The 21,230-nt window shown below is 53.8% G+C and carries 14 protein-coding genes; 8 read left to right on the top strand and 6 right to left on the bottom strand.

Annotated features, from left to right (window positions below; translation table 11 throughout):
• The first annotated feature begins 24 nt into the window (after nt 1-24).
• The 8 genes from R3I13_RS12845 (at nt 25) to fucP (ending at nt 9,756) form a co-directional block, all read left to right on the top strand.
• Nucleotides 25-1,032, top strand: coding sequence for a substrate-binding domain-containing protein (locus tag R3I13_RS12845; protein WP_346318358.1), 1,008 nt, complete (start codon nt 25-27; stop codon nt 1,030-1,032).
• A gap of 134 nt (nt 1,033-1,166) precedes the next feature.
• Entirely contained in the window at nt 1,167-2,303 is a 1,137-nt protein-coding gene (locus R3I13_RS12850; RefSeq protein ID WP_346318359.1) for a glycoside hydrolase family 172 protein, read from the top strand.
• A gap of 17 nt (nt 2,304-2,320) precedes the next feature.
• Nucleotides 2,321-3,871, top strand: coding sequence for an aldehyde dehydrogenase (NADP(+)) (locus R3I13_RS12855; protein WP_346318360.1), 1,551 nt, complete (start codon nt 2,321-2,323; stop codon nt 3,869-3,871).
• Between the two features lie 37 nt (nt 3,872-3,908).
• Nucleotides 3,909-4,691: an SDR family oxidoreductase gene (locus tag R3I13_RS12860; protein ID WP_346318361.1), complete on the top strand. Its 783-nt coding sequence runs from the start codon at nt 3,909-3,911 to the stop codon at nt 4,689-4,691.
• Nucleotides 4,692-4,710: 19 nt separating this feature from the next.
• Nucleotides 4,711-6,315 (top strand): altronate dehydratase family protein, encoded by a 1,605-nt coding sequence (locus R3I13_RS12865; RefSeq protein WP_346318362.1) that lies wholly within the window; start codon nt 4,711-4,713, stop codon nt 6,313-6,315.
• Nucleotides 6,316-6,352: 37 nt separating this feature from the next.
• Nucleotides 6,353-7,576: a DUF6786 family protein gene (locus tag R3I13_RS12870; RefSeq protein ID WP_346318363.1), complete on the top strand. Its 1,224-nt coding sequence runs from the start codon at nt 6,353-6,355 to the stop codon at nt 7,574-7,576.
• A 6-nt stretch (nt 7,577-7,582) separates the two neighbouring features.
• A complete protein-coding gene (locus R3I13_RS12875) occupies nt 7,583-8,440 on the top strand; it encodes a fumarylacetoacetate hydrolase family protein (protein WP_346318364.1) in 858 nt (285 codons plus the stop codon).
• A 17-nt stretch (nt 8,441-8,457) separates the two neighbouring features.
• Entirely contained in the window at nt 8,458-9,756 is a 1,299-nt protein-coding gene (fucP, locus tag R3I13_RS12880; protein ID WP_346318365.1) for an L-fucose:H+ symporter permease, read from the top strand.
• Here fucP and R3I13_RS12885 read toward each other — a convergent pair.
• The 6 genes from R3I13_RS12885 to R3I13_RS12910 all read right to left on the bottom strand — a co-directional run bounded on the left by R3I13_RS12885 (nt 9,753) and on the right by R3I13_RS12910 (nt 21,211).
• Nucleotides 9,753-10,781 (bottom strand): hypothetical protein, encoded by a 1,029-nt coding sequence (locus R3I13_RS12885; protein WP_346318366.1) that lies wholly within the window; start codon nt 10,779-10,781, stop codon nt 9,753-9,755. The genes fucP and R3I13_RS12885 overlap by 4 nt on opposite strands.
• Before the next feature lie 61 nt (nt 10,782-10,842).
• Nucleotides 10,843-12,708, bottom strand: a complete 1,866-nt coding sequence (locus tag R3I13_RS12890) for a RagB/SusD family nutrient uptake outer membrane protein (RefSeq protein WP_346318367.1) — start codon at nt 12,706-12,708, stop codon at nt 10,843-10,845.
• Nucleotides 12,709-12,749: 41 nt separating this feature from the next.
• Nucleotides 12,750-15,878 carry a TonB-dependent receptor gene (locus tag R3I13_RS12895; protein WP_346318368.1) on the bottom strand — a complete coding sequence of 1,043 codons (3,129 nt, stop codon included), beginning with the start codon at nt 15,876-15,878 and terminating at the stop codon, nt 12,750-12,752.
• 129 nt (nt 15,879-16,007) lie between these two features.
• A complete protein-coding gene (locus tag R3I13_RS12900; protein WP_346318369.1) occupies nt 16,008-18,581 on the bottom strand; it encodes a GH116 family glycosyl hydrolase in 2,574 nt (857 codons plus the stop codon).
• 280 nt (nt 18,582-18,861) lie between these two features.
• The gene (locus tag R3I13_RS12905) at nt 18,862-19,611 is read right to left on the bottom strand and encodes a TlpA disulfide reductase family protein (protein ID WP_346318370.1); all 750 of its coding nucleotides are present in this window, start codon (nt 19,609-19,611) and stop codon (nt 18,862-18,864) included.
• A 136-nt stretch (nt 19,612-19,747) separates the two neighbouring features.
• Nucleotides 19,748-21,211 carry a RagB/SusD family nutrient uptake outer membrane protein gene (locus R3I13_RS12910; RefSeq protein ID WP_346318371.1) on the bottom strand — a complete coding sequence of 488 codons (1,464 nt, stop codon included), beginning with the start codon at nt 21,209-21,211 and terminating at the stop codon, nt 19,748-19,750.
• Nucleotides 21,212-21,230: the final 19 nt, after the last annotated feature.

The following is a 21,230-nucleotide window of genomic DNA, read 5'->3' on the forward strand; positions in this document are numbered from 1 at the left end:
ACGTTTAAGCATATTTTTATCCCTATGAAGAAAAAGACCTCGCTGAAAGATATAGCCCAGGAGGCCGGTGTTTCCACGGCGCTCGTATCTTATGTACTCACCAACAAGGAAGAGAAAGCGAGGGTGGGCCAGGAAATGGCCAAGAAGATCCGGAAAATAGCGCAGAAGCTGAATTACCAGCCCAATCACATCGCCCGCAGCCTGAAAAGCGGCCGCTCGGATACCATCGGGCTGATCGTGGCGGACATTTCCAACCCGTTTTTCGGCAACATTGCCCGTACCATTGAAGACGAAGCCAAACGGAATAACTATACCGTGATATTCGGCAGCTCCGACGAGAACCTGGAGAAGTCCGGCGACCTCATTACCGTGCTGCTGAACCGGCAGGTAGACGGGCTCATCCTCATCCCCACCGAGGGATCGGAGCAACAGATCAAACAACTCAGGAAACAACCGGTGCCCTTTGTGCTGATAGACCGGTATTTCCCGCAGATACCCGTGAGCCAGATCGGCATCAACAATTTCCAGGCATCTTATAATGCCATCAGCCACCTTATTAAAACCGGCCACCAGCGCATTGGCATGATCGCGTACAAAACAACGCTGCATCATATCAATGAACGCAAACGCGGGTACACCGAGGCCCTGGCAGACAACGGGCTGGGCAGCATGATGAAACTTTCGCGGTACTCCAATATCCGCAAAGAAACAAGGCAGGCGATCGACCAGTTGCTGCAGGGCCGCAAACCGGCAGACGCGGTGTTTTTCGCTACCAACAGCCTGGCCATCGAAGGCCTGAAATATATCAACGAACTGGGCATAAAGGTGCCGGACGAACTGGCCGTGGTGAGCTTTGACGAAAGTGAGGCGTTCGACCTCTTTTACTCCCCCATCACCTTCATCCGCCAGCCCATCCTGGAAATGGGAAATGCCGCCGTGCGCGTGCTGCTGGAACATATCAGGAACGGGGAAAAAAAACCGGAGAATATTTGCATAGACACGGAGCTGGTGATCCGGAAGTCCAGCCGCTGAGAACACGCCCAATAACAACAACCGACATCATTGCCCGGTAACCGGGGAAATATATGACCACGTGCAGAGGAAGACTATCAAAACCTTAAATGCTTAAACGATAAAGCAAAACAATACCACAAACCGTCAAACGTATGAAAAAACTGCTCCTGATCTCACTGGCTGCCTGTATCAGCGGGGCCGCACTTGCCCAGAAAAATTTCAACGGGCTGGACATGAACATGGGTAACCTGTACCGGCTGTCTGACGCCAAGACCCGCTCTATCAGTCCTGAGAACTTTACCGGCGAACCCGGGAAAGGCGGCATGGCCACCCTTGAACAGGGCAATGCCCGCAACGCAGCCAGGGACCTGGGCCAGGGCTGGAAAGTAAATCCCTACATCCACATCGAGCCGGGAAAAACATTCACCCTCGCGGAAATCAACGGCTCCGGCGCCATCCAGCACATCTGGATGACCCCTACCGGCAACTGGCGTTATTCCATTCTCCGCTTCTATTGGGACGATGAAACCACGCCATCCGTAGAAGTGCCTGTGGGCGACTTTTTCGGCATGGCATGGGGCGAATACGCGCAAATGAATTCCCTCGCCATCACCGTAAACCCCGGCAGCGCTTTCAACTGCTACTGGACAATGCCCTTCCGCAAAAAATGCAAGATCACAATGGAGAACATTAACACGGAACGTATGACACTGTACTACCAGGTAGACTACACGCTGACGGAAGTACCGGATGACGCCGCTTATTTCCACGCGCAGTTCCGCCGCAACAATCCCGTGAAAGGCGCCGAGTTTACCATGGTAGACGGCATCAAGGGCAAAGGCCAGTACGTGGGCACTTACATGGCCTGGGGCGTGAACAACAACGGCTGGTGGGGCGAAGGCGAGATCAAGTTCTTCATGGACGGCGATACCAAATTCCCCACCATCTGCGGTACCGGCACGGAAGATTATTTCTGCGGCTCTTACAACTTCGACACCAAGGGCAAATACCAGGAATTTTCAACGCCCTACACCGGCCTGCACCAGGTGATACGGCCCGACGGGCTGTATAAATCACAGCAGCGCTTCGGCCTCTACCGCTGGCACATCACCGATCCCGTGCGTTTTGAAAAAGAGCTGAAGATCACGATCCAGGACCTCGGCTGGCGCAGCGGCGGGCGTTACCTGCCCCAGCAGTCAGACATCAGCAGCGTGGTATTCTGGTACCAGCGCGAGCCGCATGCACCTTTCCCGCAGCTGCCGTCCAAGAACGACCTCGAAGTGAACTAAAATCAAAAAAACAGATCATGCACGAGCCCGGATCTCAACTCATAGGCAATACCAGCAGCGCCGAAGGGCAACAGACCTTCCAGGCATTTAACCCGCAACGGCAGGAATGGATACCGCAACCCTTCCGGGAAGCGACAGCCGGGGAAATCGACCGCGCGGTAACGCTGGCGGCAGCGGCATTCAATACCTACAAAAAAGTAGCGGCCCCGCAGCGCGCAGCTTTCCTGCGCGCTATTGCAGACGGTATTGTTGCGCTCGGCGATGAGCTGATCAACACCGCATCGGCTGAAAGCGGGCTGCCGCTTGCACGCCTCCAGGGCGAGCGCGACCGTACGACCAACCAGCTCCGGCTTTTCGCGGACCTCATCACGGAAGGCTCCTGGGTGAACGCGCGGATAGACAGCGGTACTCCCGATGTACGCCAGCTGCAGCTGCCATTGGGCGTTGCCGGCGTCTTCGGCGCCAGTAATTTCCCCCTGGCTTTTTCTGTGGCGGGCGGTGATACCGCAGCTGCACTGGCCGCGGGTTGCACGGTTGTATGCAAGGCACACCCCGCACACCCCCATACATCGCACCTTGTGGCTGCCGTCATCGGCAAGGCCGCCCAAAGTACCGGCATGCCTGAAGGTGTATTTTCCCTGCTGCATGGCGCCACCGTTGCAACAGGGCAGCAGCTGGCCGTTCATCCATTACTTTCCGCGATCGCCTTCACCGGTTCATTCAGGGGCGGCAAGGCACTATATGAAACGGCTACACGAAGGGCTGTGCCGATCCCCGTGTTCGCGGAAATGGGCAGCGTCAATCCCGTTTTTTTCCTGCCGGGCATTCTAAAGGAAAAAGGAGAGGCCCTCGCCGGCCAGTTCCTGCAATCGCTCACCATGGGCGTAGGGCAGTTCTGCACCAACCCGGGCCTGTTCATCACACAAACAGGCAGCGAGGTTTTTATGGAAACGCTGCTAAAGAACATTGCCGCATCGCCCGCGGGTTGCATGCTGACGCCGGGTATACTGGATGCTTACAACAAAGGCCTGCAGCAATTGCAGCAAGCCGGCGCGCAGGTGCTAGGCAAAGCGCAGGAAGCCGCTCAACAGGCCGCCCCTGCCCTTTTGCAGGTAAGCGCGCAACAGGCGCTGGATGATCCTGCGCTTTGCCATGAAGTGTTTGGTCCATCGTCGCTGCACATCAAGGCAAACAGTACGGAAGAGCTATACCGCCTTGCCGCCGCGCTGGAAGGGCAGCTTACGGCTACCATTCACGGCACGGAAGATGACCTCCGGCAACACGCCGGGCTGGTGGACATTCTCCGGGAAAAGGCCGGCAGGATCGTGATCAATGGCTTCCCTACCGGCGTAGCCGTGAATCATGCCATGGTGCACGGCGGCCCCTGGCCTGCCACTACTCCTGCAGCAGGCACCTCGGTGGGCACCGCTGCCATTTACCGCTTCTGCAGGCCGGTGTGTTACCAGGATTTCCCGGCATACCTGCTGCCGCCCGAGTTGCACAACGACAACCCGCTGGATATCTGGCGGCTCGTAAACGGGCGGTTCTCAAAAGACATGCTGTCATAACACATTCTGTTCGCACATCCTCAAACACAACATAACTATGGACCTGGGTTTAAAAGATAAGATCATCATCGTGACAGGAGGCGCCAAAGGCATTGGGGCGGCTATTTCAGCAGTATTGGCCGGGGAAGGCGCTTTCCCGGTTATTATCGGCAGGAATGAAAGCGACAACCTCCAGCACCTGGCCCATATTGAACAAAACGGCGGCAAAGGCTGGCAGGTAACCGCCGAGCTTACGGAGCCCGATGCCTGCAAAGAAGCAGTGAAAGCCGTCGTGGCCAGGTTCGGCAGGATAGACGGGCTGGTAAACAATGCGGGCATCAATGACGGCGTGGGACTGGAAAGCGGCGGGTATGAAAAATTCATGCAATCGCTGCACCGGAACCTCGTGCATTACTACCTCATTGCGCACCATGCCGTGCCCTTCCTGAAAAAGAGCAAAGGCGCGATCGTGAATATCAGTTCCAAAACAGCGGAGACCGGCCAGGGTAATACTTCCGCGTATGCCGCGGCCAACGGCGGCCGCAACGCCCTTACCCGGGAATGGGCCGTGGAACTGCTGCCCTACAGCATCCGCGTGAACGCCATCGTGGTAGCCGAATCCTGGACGCCACTCTACGAAAGCTGGATCAATACTTTCGATGATAAAGAAACGAAACTGGCCGGCATACTGGCCGGCATACCGCTCGAAAAACGGATGACCACGCCCGAAGAGATCGCGCAGGCCGCCGCTTTCCTGCTCTCGTCCAAATCCAGCCACACCACCGGCCAGCTGATACATGTAGACGGCGGGTACGTGCACCTGGACCGGGCCCTGAAATAACCATTCCAACTTCACGCATATGCGCCAACAGATCCTCCAGATACATCCTAAAGACAATGTGTGGGCAGCCCTGCAGGACCTGCCTGCAGGCACTTCCATAGCCGGCATTACAGCTCTCCGCGACGTAGCAGCCAAGCATAAACTGACCTGCGAATTCATTCCGAAAGACGGGCCCGTCATTATGTACGGCGTGCTGGTGGGGCTTGCCAACGAAGACCTCCCGGCAGGCGAATTGATCACAACCAAAAACATCCGCCATGCTTCCGGCAGTTTTGCCGTAAAAGAAGAAAGACATACGCAGTGGGAACTCCCTGATGTTTCACGGTGGGCCGGGCGCACGTTCATGGGTTATCACCGGTCAGACGAGCGCGTGGGCACCGGAAATTACTGGGTGATCATCCCCATGGTGTTCTGCGAAAACCGCAACGTGCAAACATTGCACAATGTGCTGGTAAAAGAACTGGGTTATGAAAAACCCAATCCTTATGAAACCATGCTGCGCGGGATGCTGCGCCAGACCTCAGCCGGGGAGCAGGTTTCAGCGGAAAAGGGACGCACTTTTCCTAACATAGACGGCATTAAACTGCTGAGCCATACATTAGGTTGCGGCGGCGTGAAAGACGATGCCCGCACGCTTTGCGGGCTGCTGGCCGGGTATATCACCCATCCCAATGTGGCCGGCGCCACTGTGCTCAGTCTCGGTTGCCAGAATGCACAGCTGGCCATGCTGCAGGAAGAAATAGAAAAAAGAGTGCCCGGCTTCGACAGGACCGTGATCTGCCTGGAGCAGCAACAGGTCGGTTCTGAAAAAGACCTGATGGAGCAGGCGCTGCAACGCACACTCGACGGGCTCGCCAAAGCCAATGAACAACAGCGCGCGCCTGCGCCATTGAGCAAACTGATCATCGGCATGGAATGCGGCGGCTCCGACGGTTTCTCCGGTATATCCGCCAATCCGGCTGTGGGCCGCGTAGCAGATATCATCGTGGCGCTCGGCGGGTCGGTGATCCTCTCCGAGTTCCCCGAGCTTTGCGGCGTGGAGCAGGAACTGAGCGACCGTTGCGTGGATACCACACTGGCTGCCCGTTACACACAACTGATGCGCGAATACGCAGCCCGTGCCGAAGCCCTGGGCTCCGGGTTCGATTCCAATCCATCCGCCGGCAACATCCGCGACGGGCTCATCACCGACGCCATTAAATCCGCCGGAGCCGCCAAGAAAGGAGGCTCTTCTCCCGTAACGGATGTGATCGACTATCCCGGCCGCGTAACACAGCCCGGCCTCGCGCTGCTGTGCACGCCCGGCAGCGATGTGGAATCCACCACCGCCGAAGTAGGCGCAGGCGCCAACATCGTGCTTTTCACGACCGGCCTCGGCACGCCTACCGGTAATCCTGTAACGCCTGTACTAAAACTATCCACCAACACCAAGCTCGCCCATAAAATGAGCGACATCATCGACCTCGATACCGGTTCCATCATCAACGGCGAAGAATCCATCGATGACGTGGCCGCGCGTATCATGGAACTGGTGATAGACACGGCCGGCGGGAACTATACAGCCAAAGCGCAGCTACTGGAACAGGATGATTTTATTCCCTGGAAAAGAGGCATATCCCTTTAACACGATAATATTTTTATAACAGATCAATTCCTTAGTTATGAAATTAAACATCCTTGCAGGCTGCCTCCTGGCCGGCGTCATCGCCTGTAACGAGGCGGCGGAAAAAAAGGAAGCGTTGCCGGGCAACTTCGGCGAAGATGTAGCCTTCCTGCAAAAGCACCTGCAGAACGTAGTGGTATTGCAAAGCAGCCAGGACAGCAGCCGCGTGGCAGTGACCGGCGACTACCAGGCACGCGTAATGACCAGCACCGCCGGCGGCAGCACCGGCAAGAGTTTCGGCTGGCTTAACTACGGCCTTATTGCTTCGGGCAAACTCGGCCCGCATATCAATGCATTTGGCGGTGAAGAGCGCTTCTGGCTCGGGCCGGAAGGCGGCCAGTATTCCCTCTTCTTTCCTCCCGGCAAACCTTTTGATTTTGACAACTGGCAAACACCGGGGCTGATAGATACCGCGCACTACGCCGTCCGTTCCCAATCCGCCACGGAAGTCGTTTATCAATATGCCGGCAGCATACAGAACTATTCCGGCACCACCTTCCGGCTTGGCATTACCCGCACCATCCGGCTGCTGAGCAACGAAGCGGTCGCGGCCCGCATCAACGGCACGCTGCCTGAAGGCGTGAAAAGCGTGGCATATGAAACTGAAAACGTACTGACCAACACCGGCGACAGCGCCTGGCGTGAAGAGCACGGCCTGCTCAGCATCTGGCTGCTGGGCATGTTCAAACCATCCCCGCAGACCGCCGTGGTCGCCCCTTTCAAGAACATCCCGGAAGCGCGCAAATTTATTACTGACGATTATTTCGGAAAGATACCGCCGCAAAACCTGCAGGTGAAAGACAGCCTGCTATTATTCCGTGCAGACGGCAAGGCCCGCGGAAAACTCGGCCTCTCCCCGTTGGTAGCCAAGCCGGGCGCAGGCAGCATAGACCTTGATAACAACACGCTCACCGTATTATTCTATGATGTTGTACCAGATGGCCGTTATGTAAATTCCAAATGGGAATTGCAGAAAGAGCCGTTCAAAGGCGATGCCGTCAATTGTTACAACGACGGCCCGCTGGCCGATGGTTCGCAAATGGGGCCGTTTTACGAAGTAGAATCCTCTTCAGATGCGCGGGCGTTAAAACCCGGCGAGTCCATGACCTACCGGCAGGTGACCATGCATTTCGAAGGCAGCCGCGAAGCCCTGCAGGCGCTTGCACACCAGCTGTGGCAGTTACCTCTTGACAACGTTCAACAATTCCTTCAAACAAAATAATTCCGCATGAATACCATCCGCATTTATAAAACACCCGGCGCAATCCTCGCTTTTTACCAGGAGCAATATTATACTTTCCTCACCGAATGGAACAGGTTCGTGAACAGGAAAAACCTGTTCCGGTCCATCGTGGCAGAGCTGGCCGGTAAAACGCCTATGGACAAAACCGCCGCGGAGAAGATCATCGCCAACGGGCTGGAAGCGCCCATAGCCACGCAGGAAGTATGGGCTGCCGGCGTTACCTACTACCGCAGCCGCACTGCCCGCATGGAAGAATCAGAAGACGCAGGCGGGGCAACTTTTTATGACAAGGTATACCTGGCAGAAAGACCCGAATTATTTTTCAAAGCCACTCCCCACCGGGTATCCGGCCACCGGCAAACGGTGTACATCCGCAAAGACTCCTCCTGGGATGTGCCGGAGCCGGAGCTGACGCTTTTTGTGAGCAGCGAGGGCACCATTGAAGGTTACACCGTGGGCAACGATATGAGCTCCCGCAGCATCGAAGGCGAGAACCCGCTCTACCTGCCGCAGGCGAAAGTATATGAAAAATGCGCCGGGCTTGGCCCCTGCCTGATGGTGACCGATACGCCCATTCCCCCGGACACGCTTATCAAAATGGCCATCTACCGCGGGGAGACGCAGCAGTATGCAGACAGTGTAACCATCAGCCAGATGAAACGCGGCCACCAGGAACTGGTAGACTTCCTCTTCCGGGGATGCGCCTTCCCGGACGGATGTTACCTGATGACGGGCACCTGCCTGGTACCTGAAAACAGCTTTACGCTGCAGGACAACGACCGGGTGGAGATCAGCATCGACCACATCGGCACGCTCATCAACGAAGTACAGACCATGCATTAAAGCATAAAACCGCCGTTATGAATTCCACAGTTGATATGAAAAACGAAACGCTGGCGCCTCCCGCGCGCAACAGCGCCCTGAAGCTGACCTTTGTGCTGGTGGTGAGCCTGTTCTTTTTATGGGCGCTCACCGGCAACCTCATCCCCGTACTGATCCCGCACCTGCGGAAAGCCTGCCAGCTGAACGATTTCCAGTCCGCCTTTATTGATTCCGCATATTGGGTGAGTTATTTCTTTTTTGCACTGCCTGCCGCCTGGGTAATGCGGAAATGGAGTTACAAAACGGGGATCATCACCGGTCTGCTGATTGCGGCCGCCGGCGCCGCGTTGTTCTTTCCCGCGGCAGAGCTTCGTTCTTTCGGGCTGTTCCTCTTTGCGCTGTTCCTGGTGGCGGCGGGCATGACCTTTCTTGAAACAGCGGCCAATCCCTACATTACCGTCATCGGGCCGAAAGAAACTTCTGTGCAGCGGCTCAATTTTGCGCAGGCATTCAACGGGCTGGGAGCCTTTGTGGCAGCGTTTTTCCTGAGCAAGGTGATCCTGTCCGGCAAAGAATACAGCACAGAACAGTTGAATGCCATGAGCCCGGAAGCGCTTAATAACTACCTGCTGAGCGAAGCGAGATCCGTGCAGGCACCTTACCTGGTGATTGCAGGCACGCTGCTGGTAGTGGCGCTCATTTTCCGCATGGTGCATTTCCCGAAAGTACAGGAAGAACATGGCAGCAGCCTTAGCCTGAACCTGCGCGTATTCCGCCACAAACATTTCCGCTGGGGCGTGATCGCGCAGTTTGCTTATGTAGGGGCGCAGGTGTGCATTTCCAGTTTTTTTATCCGGTATGCGGGGTTCAGCGCCGGCATGCCGGAGACGGAGGCTACCACCTTCCTGGGTATGCTGCTGCTTTGTTTTATGCTGGGGCGTTATGCAGGCACGCTGCTGATGCGGAAGATATCTCCACGCCTCCTGTTGACCATCTACAGCGCCGCCTGTGTGCTGCTGCTGATCTATTGTGTATTGCAGGGCGGTAAAACGGGCGTGTATTTCCTGCTGGCGGTGGAATTTTTTATGTCTATCATGTTTCCCACCATCTTTTCGATGGCGATCAAAGACCTGGGCAACGAAACAAAGACCGCCTCTGCATTTCTCGTGATGTCTATTGTGGGCGGGGCGCTGGTGCCGTTGGGATTAGGCGCTGTGGCTTATTATTACAATGTGCAGCTGGCCTATGCTGTACCGATGATATGTTTTGCTGTTGTACTGTATTACGCCTGGCAACACTCGCTGCCGGCGCCGGTAAAAGAACTGCCTTCCCATTAATGGGAAAGCAGTTCTTCAACAGATTTACGGCTAAGGCCAAAATAAAAACGCTGGCCGGGCACATACTTTTCGCGCAGTTCAAAATTTTCAAACGAAGGCCCGCCCGGTATCGCGATATAATGCTGCGGGTCCCTGCCGCCGCCGTTCCAGTACTTCGCCCGCCCGTTCACTCTCACCTGCAACGATGCATCCGCGCCGGATTTTTCTTTCCGCCAATATTGCGTCAGCATATAAAAAGGCCGGTACCGCCAGTTCCACCGCATCATGTACGCTTCTTGCTGCGGCCATGCCGCCAGTTCGGCGAAAGACTCATCCGGCGTGGCCGCTATAATGTAATCCCCGCGCTTGTTGGCCTGCATGCGGCCGGCGGGATAAGGTTTCTTTTCAATAAAATCTATACCGTCGTACCCGGCGTATAATTCCCGCGAGTTAATGACGGTGTCTTCCAGGTACAGTTTCCTGAGCCGTGAATAATTGCCCATGGTAGCGGTAATGCCACACCTTTCCATCGGCGCGCTGTCAGGGTGATGGAACACCTCGATGCATAACTCTTCCGGCCGGTCCCGGAAAATACTCAGTTTCAGGTAAGGATGCGCACCGTTGGCGAATTTTTCTATCTGCACATACATGCCTACCGCATCGGCGGTGCTGAATGTATCACTGACCCACATCAGCTTTCCCCACTTGCCGTCTGAGGCGGAAGGAGAAATTTCACTGAATTCTATCTTCCCGTTCACCACCGGTTCTACAGCAATGTAATTGATGTGGTAAACGAGGCCCATATATTCATACCCGATCCGGAACAATCCCCGCGGGCCGCCATTGGCGCCCTGTTTCAGGTTTTCAATCGCTGCCGGCCACAAGCCCACCACCATGCCGTTGCGGGCGCCCCATACCGTGCTGTCGCGGCGGATCCAGTTGGTGGCTTGTCCCAAGGTGTTCAGTTGAATGCACAGCAGTGCTGCAGTTGCCAGAAAATACATGCGCACGGATGTTGCCATCCGCGCGCGTTTGTTGTTGTTCATAACTATCTGTTTATAATGCCATCCCGGTATGTGCCAGGTTTCCGTTTATTGATCTTTTGCATTAGTATCCCGGGGCCTGCACCAGGTTGGGATTGATGTCCATCTGCGCCTGGGGCACCGGCCACAGGTACATTTTCTTCGCAAATATTTTATTCTTATAAAACGTCCGTTTGAAAAATGCCTTGGGATTAGCAGGATCGTCGCTTCTTTCATTCCCGCTGAAATTCATACCGTAAAGCCCCCTGTTCAAAAACTCTTCTCCCACCTTCCAGCGGCGGATGTCGTTAAAACGGATGCCCTCACAATTGAACTCGATCCGCCTTTCCGTCCTGATGATCTTACGCATCTCCTCCTGCGACAGCCCGCCCGCTACCGGCGGAATGCCGGCTCTTTCGCGGACCTTATTGAGATATTTCAAAATATCCGGTGAGCCCGGAGTGGATTCATTCAGCGCTTCGGCATAACTGAGGTAGGCTTCTGCAAGCCGGTACAAAATGCCCGGCACATAATTGAACCTACCCTCGCGCGGGAACACATCGAGGCTGATCCTTTTCCGTATGTTATATCCATTCTGCGGAGCATCAAAGGAAAACCGTGTATCTCTCCCACCCTGCACAAACTCCGCTTTACGCCTGTCAACTCCAAGCCAGGCCCCGTCAAAGATCACGGACACATAAAACCTGGGCTCGCGATTGCAGTACATATTAAAAGTGCCTGTCATCGTCACGGTTCCAACGTCCGGCCCGCCGCCGGACCATCTTGTGCTCCTCTTTTCATCCTGCGCTGAAAACCCTTTTTCCGTATACCCGGAAGCCGGGTCTGTGATGGGCAGGCCGTTTTTCATATAAAATGCATCTACCAATTCCTGCGTAACGCCCAGGCCCCCGTTACCGCCTATCCCGATCGGTAAATGATGCGCTTCCCAGCCGTTGATATCCGGGTTATCCGGCCTTCCAAAGATAATTTCCCGGTTGCCTTCGGAGAATTTTTTCAGCGACATGTTGTAGTACGACATAAAAGGATCAATGGCGCCGTCGTTATTATTTTCGGTATACAGCCTGTAGCCCGCTGCTTCCGCCGCATCTACCAGCTCTTTGCATGCATCTGCCGCGCGCTTCCATTTGGACGCGTCATACACAGGGTTGAACATGTTGTTGCCGTTCTTGTTCTTCCAGTCTTTAAGATCAGGATTGCCGTTGAATAAAGGACTTGCAGCAAACAGCAAGGTCCTCGCCCTGATGGCAAGGCACATTATAGATGTTGCCTTCCCCCAGTCGTGCATGCTGCCAAAAATAGAAGGAGCATATTCCGGCGGCAGTTTGCCGGCAACGTCCTTCAATTCCCTGTCTATCCAGTTTACCACCGTGTCGTAAGGAGACTGCGTGTTCATCAGTTCCGAAGCCGGCGCATCCACGGCTTCAATAACGCCGGGTTTAAAAGGAATCGGCCCATACAGTTCGATCATCAATGAATAGTAATACGCAATCATAAAACGGGCCTGTGCTTTCATATTTTCCACTTCGGCTTCGCTTACGCCGGGCAGTACTCTCACCTGCTGCTGAAAGATGAGCGCGGAACGGATCCGTTTGGGCAGCTCCACCCAATAGTATGGATTCCAGGCGGAGCCGGGGTTCCAGTCGCCTACCGTATAAGCATATACATTTCTCCAGCCAAAGGGCGCCCATTCTGCGGGAATGGTCATGTCATCGCCCATAATATTAAACCCCTGGTCTTTAAAATATCCCCATATGGGACTGGGTATGCCGGAATAAACGCCGGCCAGCCAATCTTCCGTGCGGATCTTATCGTTAAAGATCGCATCCATGGTCAGCTGGTCGTCAGGCATTTTATCCAGGAACTTCTTACAGCCGGCTGCCGGTATCAGCAACAGTGCCGTTATCAGGATCAATATTGTATTCTTTTTCATCATTAATGATTTAATGGAAAACTTTCACTGCGTTGAAAGGCTCATTTAAAATTGACATTGACGCCAAAGGAAACAGATTTCGTGAGCGGGTATTTAAGCCCGTCTGTTGTTTCCAGTTCGGGGTCCCACAGCTTGAAATCTGATATCGTAAGAATGTTGCTGGCTCTTGCAAAGATCCTGAAGTTGTTGATCCAGATGCGGCGGCTCCATTTTTCCGGGGCGGTCACACCGACTTCCAGGTTCTTCAGCCGCAGGAAGCTCATGTCTTTCAGCCACCAGGTAGAGGCCTGTTCGTTATTGGCGTTCACGCCATAGGTGAGCCTCGGCCAGAACACGTCCTGGTTGGGTGTTTTGGGCGTCCAGCGGTCGTCTATGTTGGTGTAAATATTGCCGGTGGCGCCAAGGGCGGTTCCGGGCATCCAGTTTTCTCCCCCAAGCACCTGCCAGGTTCTGCCGGCGCCCTGGAAAAAGAAACCAATGTCCACGAACTTGTACCGGATGGTGGCGCCAAAGCCATAAATGATCTCCGGCATGCGCGTGCCGCCGATGGCGGTCCTGTCCAGGTCGTTGATCACACCATCAGCATTGAGATCGCGGTAGCGGATATCTCCTGGCCTCAGTACCTGGCTGAATGTCTGGTTGGGAATTCCCGGCTTTAACTTCCCGTCCGGGCCGAAGTCATTTTCGGTGAACAAGCCATTTGCCACCAGGCCAAAGAGCTGCCCTACAGGTGTGCCCGTAGCGGAACGGTGCGTGCCTAAAACGGCCAGTGGTTCATCGATCTCCGTTCTTTTATTATGTGCGTAGGTGTAGTTGCCCATCACCGTTACCGACCAGTCTTTTGAAAAGTTCTTCTCTGCATTCAGCGACAGTTCCACGCCCTGGTTTTCCACTTTTCCGAAATTGGCCCATACCGATCTTATAAAACCGGCAGACCCGGGAATGTTATTGCGTTGCATGAAGATGTCCTGGCGGTTTTCCCAGAAGAAGTCCACATTCAAATTGATGGCTCCTTTGAATAGCCCCAGTTCCACGCCGAGATCGCGTTTGGTCACGGTTTCCCAGGTCAGGTTTGGAACGCCCACATCGCCTTCAGCCCTGCCGAGGCGGTAGATATCATTGTCCGCGCCCCAGCGGTAATAACCAAAATCCGCAATGGTAGAGATGTACGCAAATCTCCGGTCGCCGATATTTTGTCCTAAAACGCTGTTCCCTGCCTTACCCCATGAACCCCTGATCTTTAAATTGGATACTACATCCCTGACGGGCTGCATGAACTTTTCCTGCGACACTACCCAACCCAGCGCAGCAGCCGGGAAGAAACCGAAACGTTTTCCGCGCTCGAAGTTTTCAGAACCATTGTACCCGAAATTGAACTCGACAATGTACCGCCTGTCGTAGGTATAAGAAAAGCGGCCGGCAATGCCCTGGTTGCGGTATGGCAGGTTATCGCCGCGGTCGTAGTTCCTTTGGTTGTATAAGAACATGGAATTGATATCATGTTTCTCATTCAGCGTTTTGGCGTAGGAGATCATGGCTTCCAGGTACACAGCCTGGTCGCCCCACTGGGAGTTCTTGTCAAAACCAAGGTACTGCTGCCCGTGGCTTTGTATTTCAAGATCGAGGCTGCCGTCTGCGTTTCTTCTCGTGGCCGGTTTGTAATAATCCGGCTGTTTGCTCCTGATCACGGAGTTGCCGGAAAATTTGTCGAAAGCAAAAGTCAGCTTGGCTTTCAGGCCGGGCGTAATGCCTTTCATATCCTGTTCTATCGCGGTGGTGGATTGCAGCTGGTAAATGTTCCAGCGTTCATATCCCCGCTGCGTGGCCCATGCCCAGGGGTTTTCCCTGAAGTCTACACGCGGCAATGCGCCGTTGGAATATTGCGGGGGATGCACATAAGGAGGAATGCGGGAAGCCTGGTAAAAAACGCCGAAGTTGGTCTCATTCGCATCGCCCGGGGGCCCGTTGCGGGTTTGCAGGTAACCGCCGAGGTTTACCCGCACGATGGTGGTGGGCGTTACATTCAGGTCCACATTGGAACGTACGTTGTAACGGTCTACCTTCAAGGCGGAATTCCATGCCTGCTTTGGATCGCGGCGGATAAGGCCATCTTCGTTAAAATATCCCAGCTCCAAAGCATACCGCAAAAAATTATTCCCGCCGTTCATGTTCAGGTTGGCCCGCATGTTACTGGCATGATCCTTTGCTACCACTTTCCACCAGTTTACATCGGGGTATAGCTCGGGGTCCGACTGGTCGCGGTATTTCTGCAAAATGTCGTCCGGTTTAAACGGAGAGGGCCGGCCGGCGTCGAGATAGATCTCATTCATCAATTCGATGTATTTCACCGCACCCACATATTCCGGGACCTTTGTGAGGGAAGTGGTTGCCCTTTCGAAGCGGAAGCTGACCTGCGGAGGCCCCATTTTTCCGCGCTTGGTATTGATCATGATCACGCCATTGGCGCCGCGCACGCCATAAACGGCGCTTGCAGCGGCATCTTTCAGCACAGAAAATGATTCTATTTCTTCCGGGTCAATATCGTTGAGGCTGCGTTCCACACCGTCCACCAATACCAGCGGCCGGGAGTTCCCGCCGAATGTGCTGATGCCGCGGATCCAGAAATCGGAGTTGTTGGACCATGGGTCGCCGCTGCGCTGTACGGCAATGATGCCGGGCACCATGCCCGCCAGGTTGTTGCTGAGCGACCTGTTAGGCGTAAGCTGCAGCTGCGCGGGTTTTACGGTGCTGATAGCGCCCACTACGGACACTTTCTTTTGCGTGCCAAAACCCACTACCACCACTTCGTTCATAGCAGTAATGCTATCCTGCAGGATGGCGTCGAGGATGTCCTTTTTTCCAACCGGCAGGGTGACGGACTTAAATCCTATGAAAGAGAAGGTCAGCTTGGCTTCCCTGTTCAATACGTGTATGGCATATTCCCCGTTCTCGCCGGACAGCGTGATGTTATTGGTCCCGGCTTCGTTGACGGAAACTCCCGGAATCCTTTCTCCCCGCTGGCTGGATATCACTCCCACGATCTTGATTCCGGATTGGCGCGACTGCCCGTTTGTGACCTGCGCCCCTGACTCAGCAGCCATCAAACAGCACAGCAACAGGAAAAACACCCGCGGGAATTTTCCTGTTCTTGATACGCATCGTTTGATCATGATATTGGTTTTAAGTTTGAAAAGAATAAACAGGTTGAAATAATGAATTATCAGGCGAATGAACACGCATAGCTTAAACGTTTAAGCTAACGCATCTAAAAAATGCTGTTGTAGTGAATCCTGGCTGATCTATCCTAATTGCATTGCTTTTCCCGCTACTACGGCTTGTTTCACGGGGATAGTCCCATATGCCACCTGCAGGGAAGGTTTGCCGTTCCGCAGGCTGACGGTGCCGAAGCCTTTTTCCGTGGAAATGAAACTCGTGAAGTCCCCCACTTTCGAGTCGATGAAAAGCGTGCCGTCTACCGCATCGTAACGTACGCCGGTGAGACCCTGCAGCATGCCGTAGCTGCTCATGGCCCTGGCATACCAGTGACCGCATTCGTATTCATTGAACGGGTTTCGGATGGAACCGTCGTACCGGCTGCGGCAGGCACGCACGATCTCGAGGCCTTTCTCCACTTCACCCATGAACATCAGGTGGGAGGCCACCTGGTATTCAATGCCCGTCCATACTTCGTTGCTGTACACAAACGGCAGCGACAGCATGCCGCCTTTCGGCCATGAGCAAAGCAACAGCCCGCCTTCGTTGCCCAGCGCAAAGGTGGGGCGTTGGGGGTTGGCGTGCGCGCTGAGGTCTTTTTTAAGATTGTATTTGTGCACAGCCAGCAGGTGGCTTTTTGTTTTGGCGGTATCCACGGGTTCGTCCATGCCGCAAACGCGGGCTATCCAGGAGCCGAGTATACCGTCGGACAGGCAGCCGCTGCCATACTGGTACTTCGGCCCTTCCGCCTGGAGCAGGCGCTGCGCTTCTTCTGAATAATGCGTGTGGAAAGACTGTGCTTTTGCAGGATCGGGTGCGTTCAGTCCCGTCCATTGTATTTTTTGAATGAAGTATTCGCCGTTGAAGAGCGTTGTTTCGATGTATTGCTTTCCTTTTTCGTAGAGGGCTGCGTAATCCGTGATATCATTGCCCAGGTGTTTTCCCATAAGGGTAAAGGCTTTCAGCGCGCCGAGGTAAAAGCTGGTGCACATGCCTGTAGGACCCCAGAATTCAATGTCATAGGTGTTATGATGCGGTTCTTCCACTACGCCTTTCCGGCGCGGGTCCCAGGTGCGGATGCAATAGTCCATGCTTGTTTTAACAGCGGGGAAAATATTTTTCAGCCAATCATTATCGCCGCTGATGCGCCATTCCCGGTATACTTTCATGATACCGCCGAGCTGCCCGTCTGCCGCCGCATGGAAGTTGTGCACCAGCGGGGAAATGGGAATATTGGCGCGGAATCCCTGGTGGCCTTCAGGGTTCTGGTTTTCTTTGAACTCGGTGTTGCGCAGGCTTCTTTCCAATGCAGGGAACAGGTGCGGCACCGCCTGCGCATAATTCCATACGTGCGTGCAGGAGCCGTGGCAGCTGCCCCAGTTGTCGCCGCTGCCCTCCCAGCACCAGAAGCGGCCATCGTATTGGCGCATCACGGTGGCTGACTTGAGGATGGTGAGGTTGGCTGCCACGGCTTCTGTCACTTCCGGGGGTAAGGTACTTTTGTAGAATGCGGTTGTGAAGAGCGAGGTTTTCTTCCGGAGGGTATCGTAATTGGTTTTCCAATAATCAGCTACTTCGTTGATGTTCTTAAACCGGCTGCTGTACCAGGGGCGGTGAAACCTTGGCTGCCCGGGGTGATCGCCGCTGGCATCGTCGCCAATGCGCAGCTTTGAATCCGGTACATACCAGGCCATCAGCAGGCGGATCGTTTTTTTCTCTCCCGGCCCGAGGCGGAACGGCACGAAAAGCGAAGCGCCCGGCGCGTCTTTTTCCACCGGCGCGTTGTTCTTTGTTTCCGCTGCTTTGATCGTATTCCATATCATAGACAGCGAATCGAACCAGCCGCCCCTGAACCAGCAATGGTCTGTCACCGCAGCATCGTCTGTGGTGAAGATGGCGAAGTGGCCCTGTTTTTCAGGGGCATTGGCCGTGGCTTCCTGCGATAAGATAAACCCGCTCTGCAAGGAGCTGATATGGTTACCTGCTTCTCCCTGCCGCATGAAGTTGCGGGTGTTGTAGGAGAAGACAAAATCCTGTGCGGATTTGCCGGTATTGGTAAACTGGTATTCCAATGCGCCGACGGGCAGGCTGGAATTGTCTTCATCCGTCGGCACAAAAGGGCTCCATCCTTTTATGCTTACGGCTAAGGGTATGGCGGGATCTTTCAGCGAAATGTCCGCAAAGGGGAATTGTGCTTTGAATTCCGCTGCGGCAAACCGCGGGAGTCCCCAGGTAGCGCCGCCGGTGCCGCCCAGGCCCGCATCGCGCTGCCCGAATTTCTTCCAGCCGGGAATGCGCTGTTCCAGCACCCTCGCGCCATCCGGTATTCCTTTGATGCTGATGGCCGCAAACATGGCCGGTTCAAAGAACATTTCAGGATTGTGGCGGATAGACATGTGAGAGATAGCGCCTGTGCCTTCCAGGCAGAACATACCTGCGCCGATGCCGCCGATAGGGAAAGCTACGCGGTTAATATGATCGCCCTTGTAACTTTCATTAAAACCACGGCTGCCCGGCGCCTTGCCGGCAGCTGTGTTATCTTCTTCCCTTCCGGTTTCCGTGCTTTTTGCTGTAACAACAGCGGGCATGGCTGTAGCGCCAATACAGCCCAATGCAAAATTCTTCAGAAAGTGGCGGCGGTTCTTGCTTGACTTCATCATGGTACCAAGAGTTCGTATTGGTTGAGTGCGGAGCGGGCATCATCTTCCCGTTTTTTTCATAGTTGTATCGCCCCGTGGAATGTGCTATTACCTTTGCTTGTATTACGACAAAATATCTTCTCCCCAACCGCTGGCGGCGTCAGGTTTCTTCATAACGCTTAATCGTTTAAGCAAACGGGTATAAAAAAAGGAGCTTTCGCTTCAGGGATGAAAGTAGAATATAAAAAAATAACATCCAAATTTTTTTTGCGGCAGCTGGCCTGCTCCTGCCAGGGTTATGCTACCTGGAATCCCCGATCAGCTCGTCAATAATTTTAGTAAAGTAATTGTTTTTGTCATCAATGGCTACGCCTGCTGCATTCGTACCGACAGGATAATTACCCTGTATATACCGCAGTATGCCGTTCTTGTCCAGAAAAAGATTCTTGGGCAGCGCCCCGATCTTCAACTCGTTTTTATAAACCTCACCACCGTGCAGTACCTGGAAATTAAAATCCCTGTTCTTTAAAAAGTCATGCAGGTGATCATCAGTTGCGCTATTTTCTGTAATGGATATAAAGTTCATTTTGTCCTTATACCGCTCTTTCAACCTGCTTAACTGGGGCATTTCGGCTATACAGGGGCCGCAATATATCGCCCAGAAGTTGATGAGTGTTGGCTTGCCTGAAAGCCCGGCAGAGGAAATCTCTTTTCCATCCATATCCTTCAATCTGAAAGCAGGAAGCTTTTGGTTTAACAGCAAGAAGGTAGAATCCTGTTTGTATGCTAATTTGAATGCTGCGGATTCCTTTCCGGGTGATTGCTTTGATGTTGAAAAACTTATGTAATTGAGAACGGTATCCTTTTTAATTATTTTATGATAGATGACTGCTGTCAACGTATAAGTAGACGGCAGTGTTTTCTTTACTGTATCAAAGAGCTGCTTTATTTTATCTTCTTCTATAAAATTACCATTGTTAAAAGTATATAAGTTGTGTTGGGAGTAGCTTTTGAGCGTTAGAAGTACCAGGACGGCAAGGGTTATTCTCATCGTGTTATTTTAGATTACCGGCTAAGTTAGCATATTTTACGAACCGGGTTCATCCCTGCCGGTTTCCATGGCGGGAGTTTGGATAAATGCCCGCCGACCCCGGTATGTACCGGGATTGGCAGGCTTTGTTTGTTTTTTAGTTGGAACCCTCGTTCTGGGTGATCTTTGACTTATTGATATCTATCTGGCTTTGCGGGATCGGGAACACCTGGTTCTGCGGCGTAACAGGATTTACCAGGTTGATCTGTGCGGATTTTCCATTGAGCACCGGGATGGCGCGGTCTGTTCTCACGAGATCGTACCAGCGCAGGTTCTCGAAAGCAAACTCCACTCTTCTTTCATGTTCCATGGCCAGCCGGAATGCAGCCTGGCTGGGCACCTGCGCAGCAGTGAGATCGCCGAGGCCGGCGCGGTTGCGCACATCGTTCAGGTAGTTGAATGCGTCTCCCCCGGCAACGTATCCTGCTTCGTTCAGGCATTCCGCATACATCAGTATCACATCTGCATAACGGATGATGGGAATATTGTTACCATTATCATTGTTAACAGTCGGCACATCATGATATTTCTTTACGAAGTTACCCGGGATGGTAGCGCCGCCGGCATTCACATACGAAGTAGCGATGGTAGCCGCTTTGCGCTGGTCGCCCGCTTCATATTCATTCACCAGGTCGTCAGTGGGCACATTATTTCCGCCGCCGCCAAACTGGATCACGGCATTCCCTGAGTTCTGCGGCGCAAAAGAGTTGGGCCAGGTATTCCCCTGCCCGATGCCGCCGGATTTGTATTGTACATCGAAGATGGCTTCTTTGTTGTTTTTGTTGTTCACTTTGAAGAAATCCGCGTACACCGGCACCAGCGCGTATTGGTTCAGATCGATCACCGCTTTCAGCTGCATGGCGGCCGCTGCATATTTCTTCTGCGTCAGCAGCACACGGCCCAAAACGGCTTTGGCAGCGCCCTGCGTGGCACGGCCCACATCTGCCCCGGTATAGGAAACAGGCAGCGCTGCCGCGGCTTCTGTAAGGTCTTTTTCTATTTGCGCGTATACATCGGCTTTGGGATCCCTGCCATATTCGTACCCTTCATCCGGGTTGATGATCTCTTTTAATACCAGCGGCACATCTCCAAAAGTGCGCACAAGGTTAAAATAAAACAGTGCGCGGAGGAACTTAGCCTCGCCGATGTACCGGGTCTTCAAGGCATCGCTCATCGCCACAGGACCGATGCGGTCAAGGATGGCATTGCACCGTGAAATAGCCGTGTAGCTGTTGCTCCAGCGGTTATTGATGAACGGGTTGGTAGTGCGGATATAGAAACGGTCAAACTCGTCCTGGTCCGTTACGGAACCGGAAGCTACCGCCAGGGAGTTATCAGACCTGATCTCCCCGAAAATGTAGCTGTCCTGGCCATAAGTGCCGCCCGACCTGAGGGAATTATATGCGCCGTTGACGGCGTTCCTGAAATCTTCCTCCGTCTGGTAAAAATTATCGGTAGTGATCGAGGAAATAGGCTTCAGGTCTATAAAACCCTTGCCGCAGGAAGACAACAAAAGCGTTACCAAAGCTGCCTTGTATATAAAGTGATGATTGAATTTCATGAGATGTCAATTTTGAGTT

It is taken from the genome of Chitinophaga sp. YIM B06452 (genome assembly GCF_039655965.1).
In the GTDB taxonomy this organism is placed as follows: domain Bacteria; phylum Bacteroidota; class Bacteroidia; order Chitinophagales; family Chitinophagaceae; genus Chitinophaga.

What these genes read in the sequence shown, in the direction of transcription:
- R3I13_RS12885 (WP_346318366.1), bottom strand. Translation starts at nt 10,781, where the DNA reads ATGAACAACAACAAACGCGCGCGGATGGCAACATCCGTGCGCATGTAT.
- fucP (WP_346318365.1), top strand. Translation starts at nt 8,458, where the DNA reads ATGAATTCCACAGTTGATATGAAAAACGAAACGCTGGCGCCTCCCGCG.
- R3I13_RS12850 (WP_346318359.1), top strand. Translation starts at nt 1,167, where the DNA reads ATGAAAAAACTGCTCCTGATCTCACTGGCTGCCTGTATCAGCGGGGCC.
- R3I13_RS12905 (WP_346318370.1), bottom strand. Translation starts at nt 19,611, where the DNA reads ATGAGAATAACCCTTGCCGTCCTGGTACTTCTAACGCTCAAAAGCTAC.
- R3I13_RS12900 (WP_346318369.1), bottom strand. Translation starts at nt 18,581, where the DNA reads ATGATGAAGTCAAGCAAGAACCGCCGCCACTTTCTGAAGAATTTTGCA.
- R3I13_RS12855 (WP_346318360.1), top strand. Translation starts at nt 2,321, where the DNA reads ATGCACGAGCCCGGATCTCAACTCATAGGCAATACCAGCAGCGCCGAA.
- R3I13_RS12910 (WP_346318371.1), bottom strand. Translation starts at nt 21,211, where the DNA reads ATGAAATTCAATCATCACTTTATATACAAGGCAGCTTTGGTAACGCTT.
- R3I13_RS12895 (WP_346318368.1), bottom strand. Translation starts at nt 15,878, where the DNA reads ATGATCAAACGATGCGTATCAAGAACAGGAAAATTCCCGCGGGTGTTT.
- R3I13_RS12860 (WP_346318361.1), top strand. Translation starts at nt 3,909, where the DNA reads ATGGACCTGGGTTTAAAAGATAAGATCATCATCGTGACAGGAGGCGCC.
- R3I13_RS12845 (WP_346318358.1), top strand. Translation starts at nt 25, where the DNA reads ATGAAGAAAAAGACCTCGCTGAAAGATATAGCCCAGGAGGCCGGTGTT.
- R3I13_RS12865 (WP_346318362.1), top strand. Translation starts at nt 4,711, where the DNA reads ATGCGCCAACAGATCCTCCAGATACATCCTAAAGACAATGTGTGGGCA.
- R3I13_RS12875 (WP_346318364.1), top strand. Translation starts at nt 7,583, where the DNA reads ATGAATACCATCCGCATTTATAAAACACCCGGCGCAATCCTCGCTTTT.
- R3I13_RS12870 (WP_346318363.1), top strand. Translation starts at nt 6,353, where the DNA reads ATGAAATTAAACATCCTTGCAGGCTGCCTCCTGGCCGGCGTCATCGCC.
- R3I13_RS12890 (WP_346318367.1), bottom strand. Translation starts at nt 12,708, where the DNA reads ATGAAAAAGAATACAATATTGATCCTGATAACGGCACTGTTGCTGATA.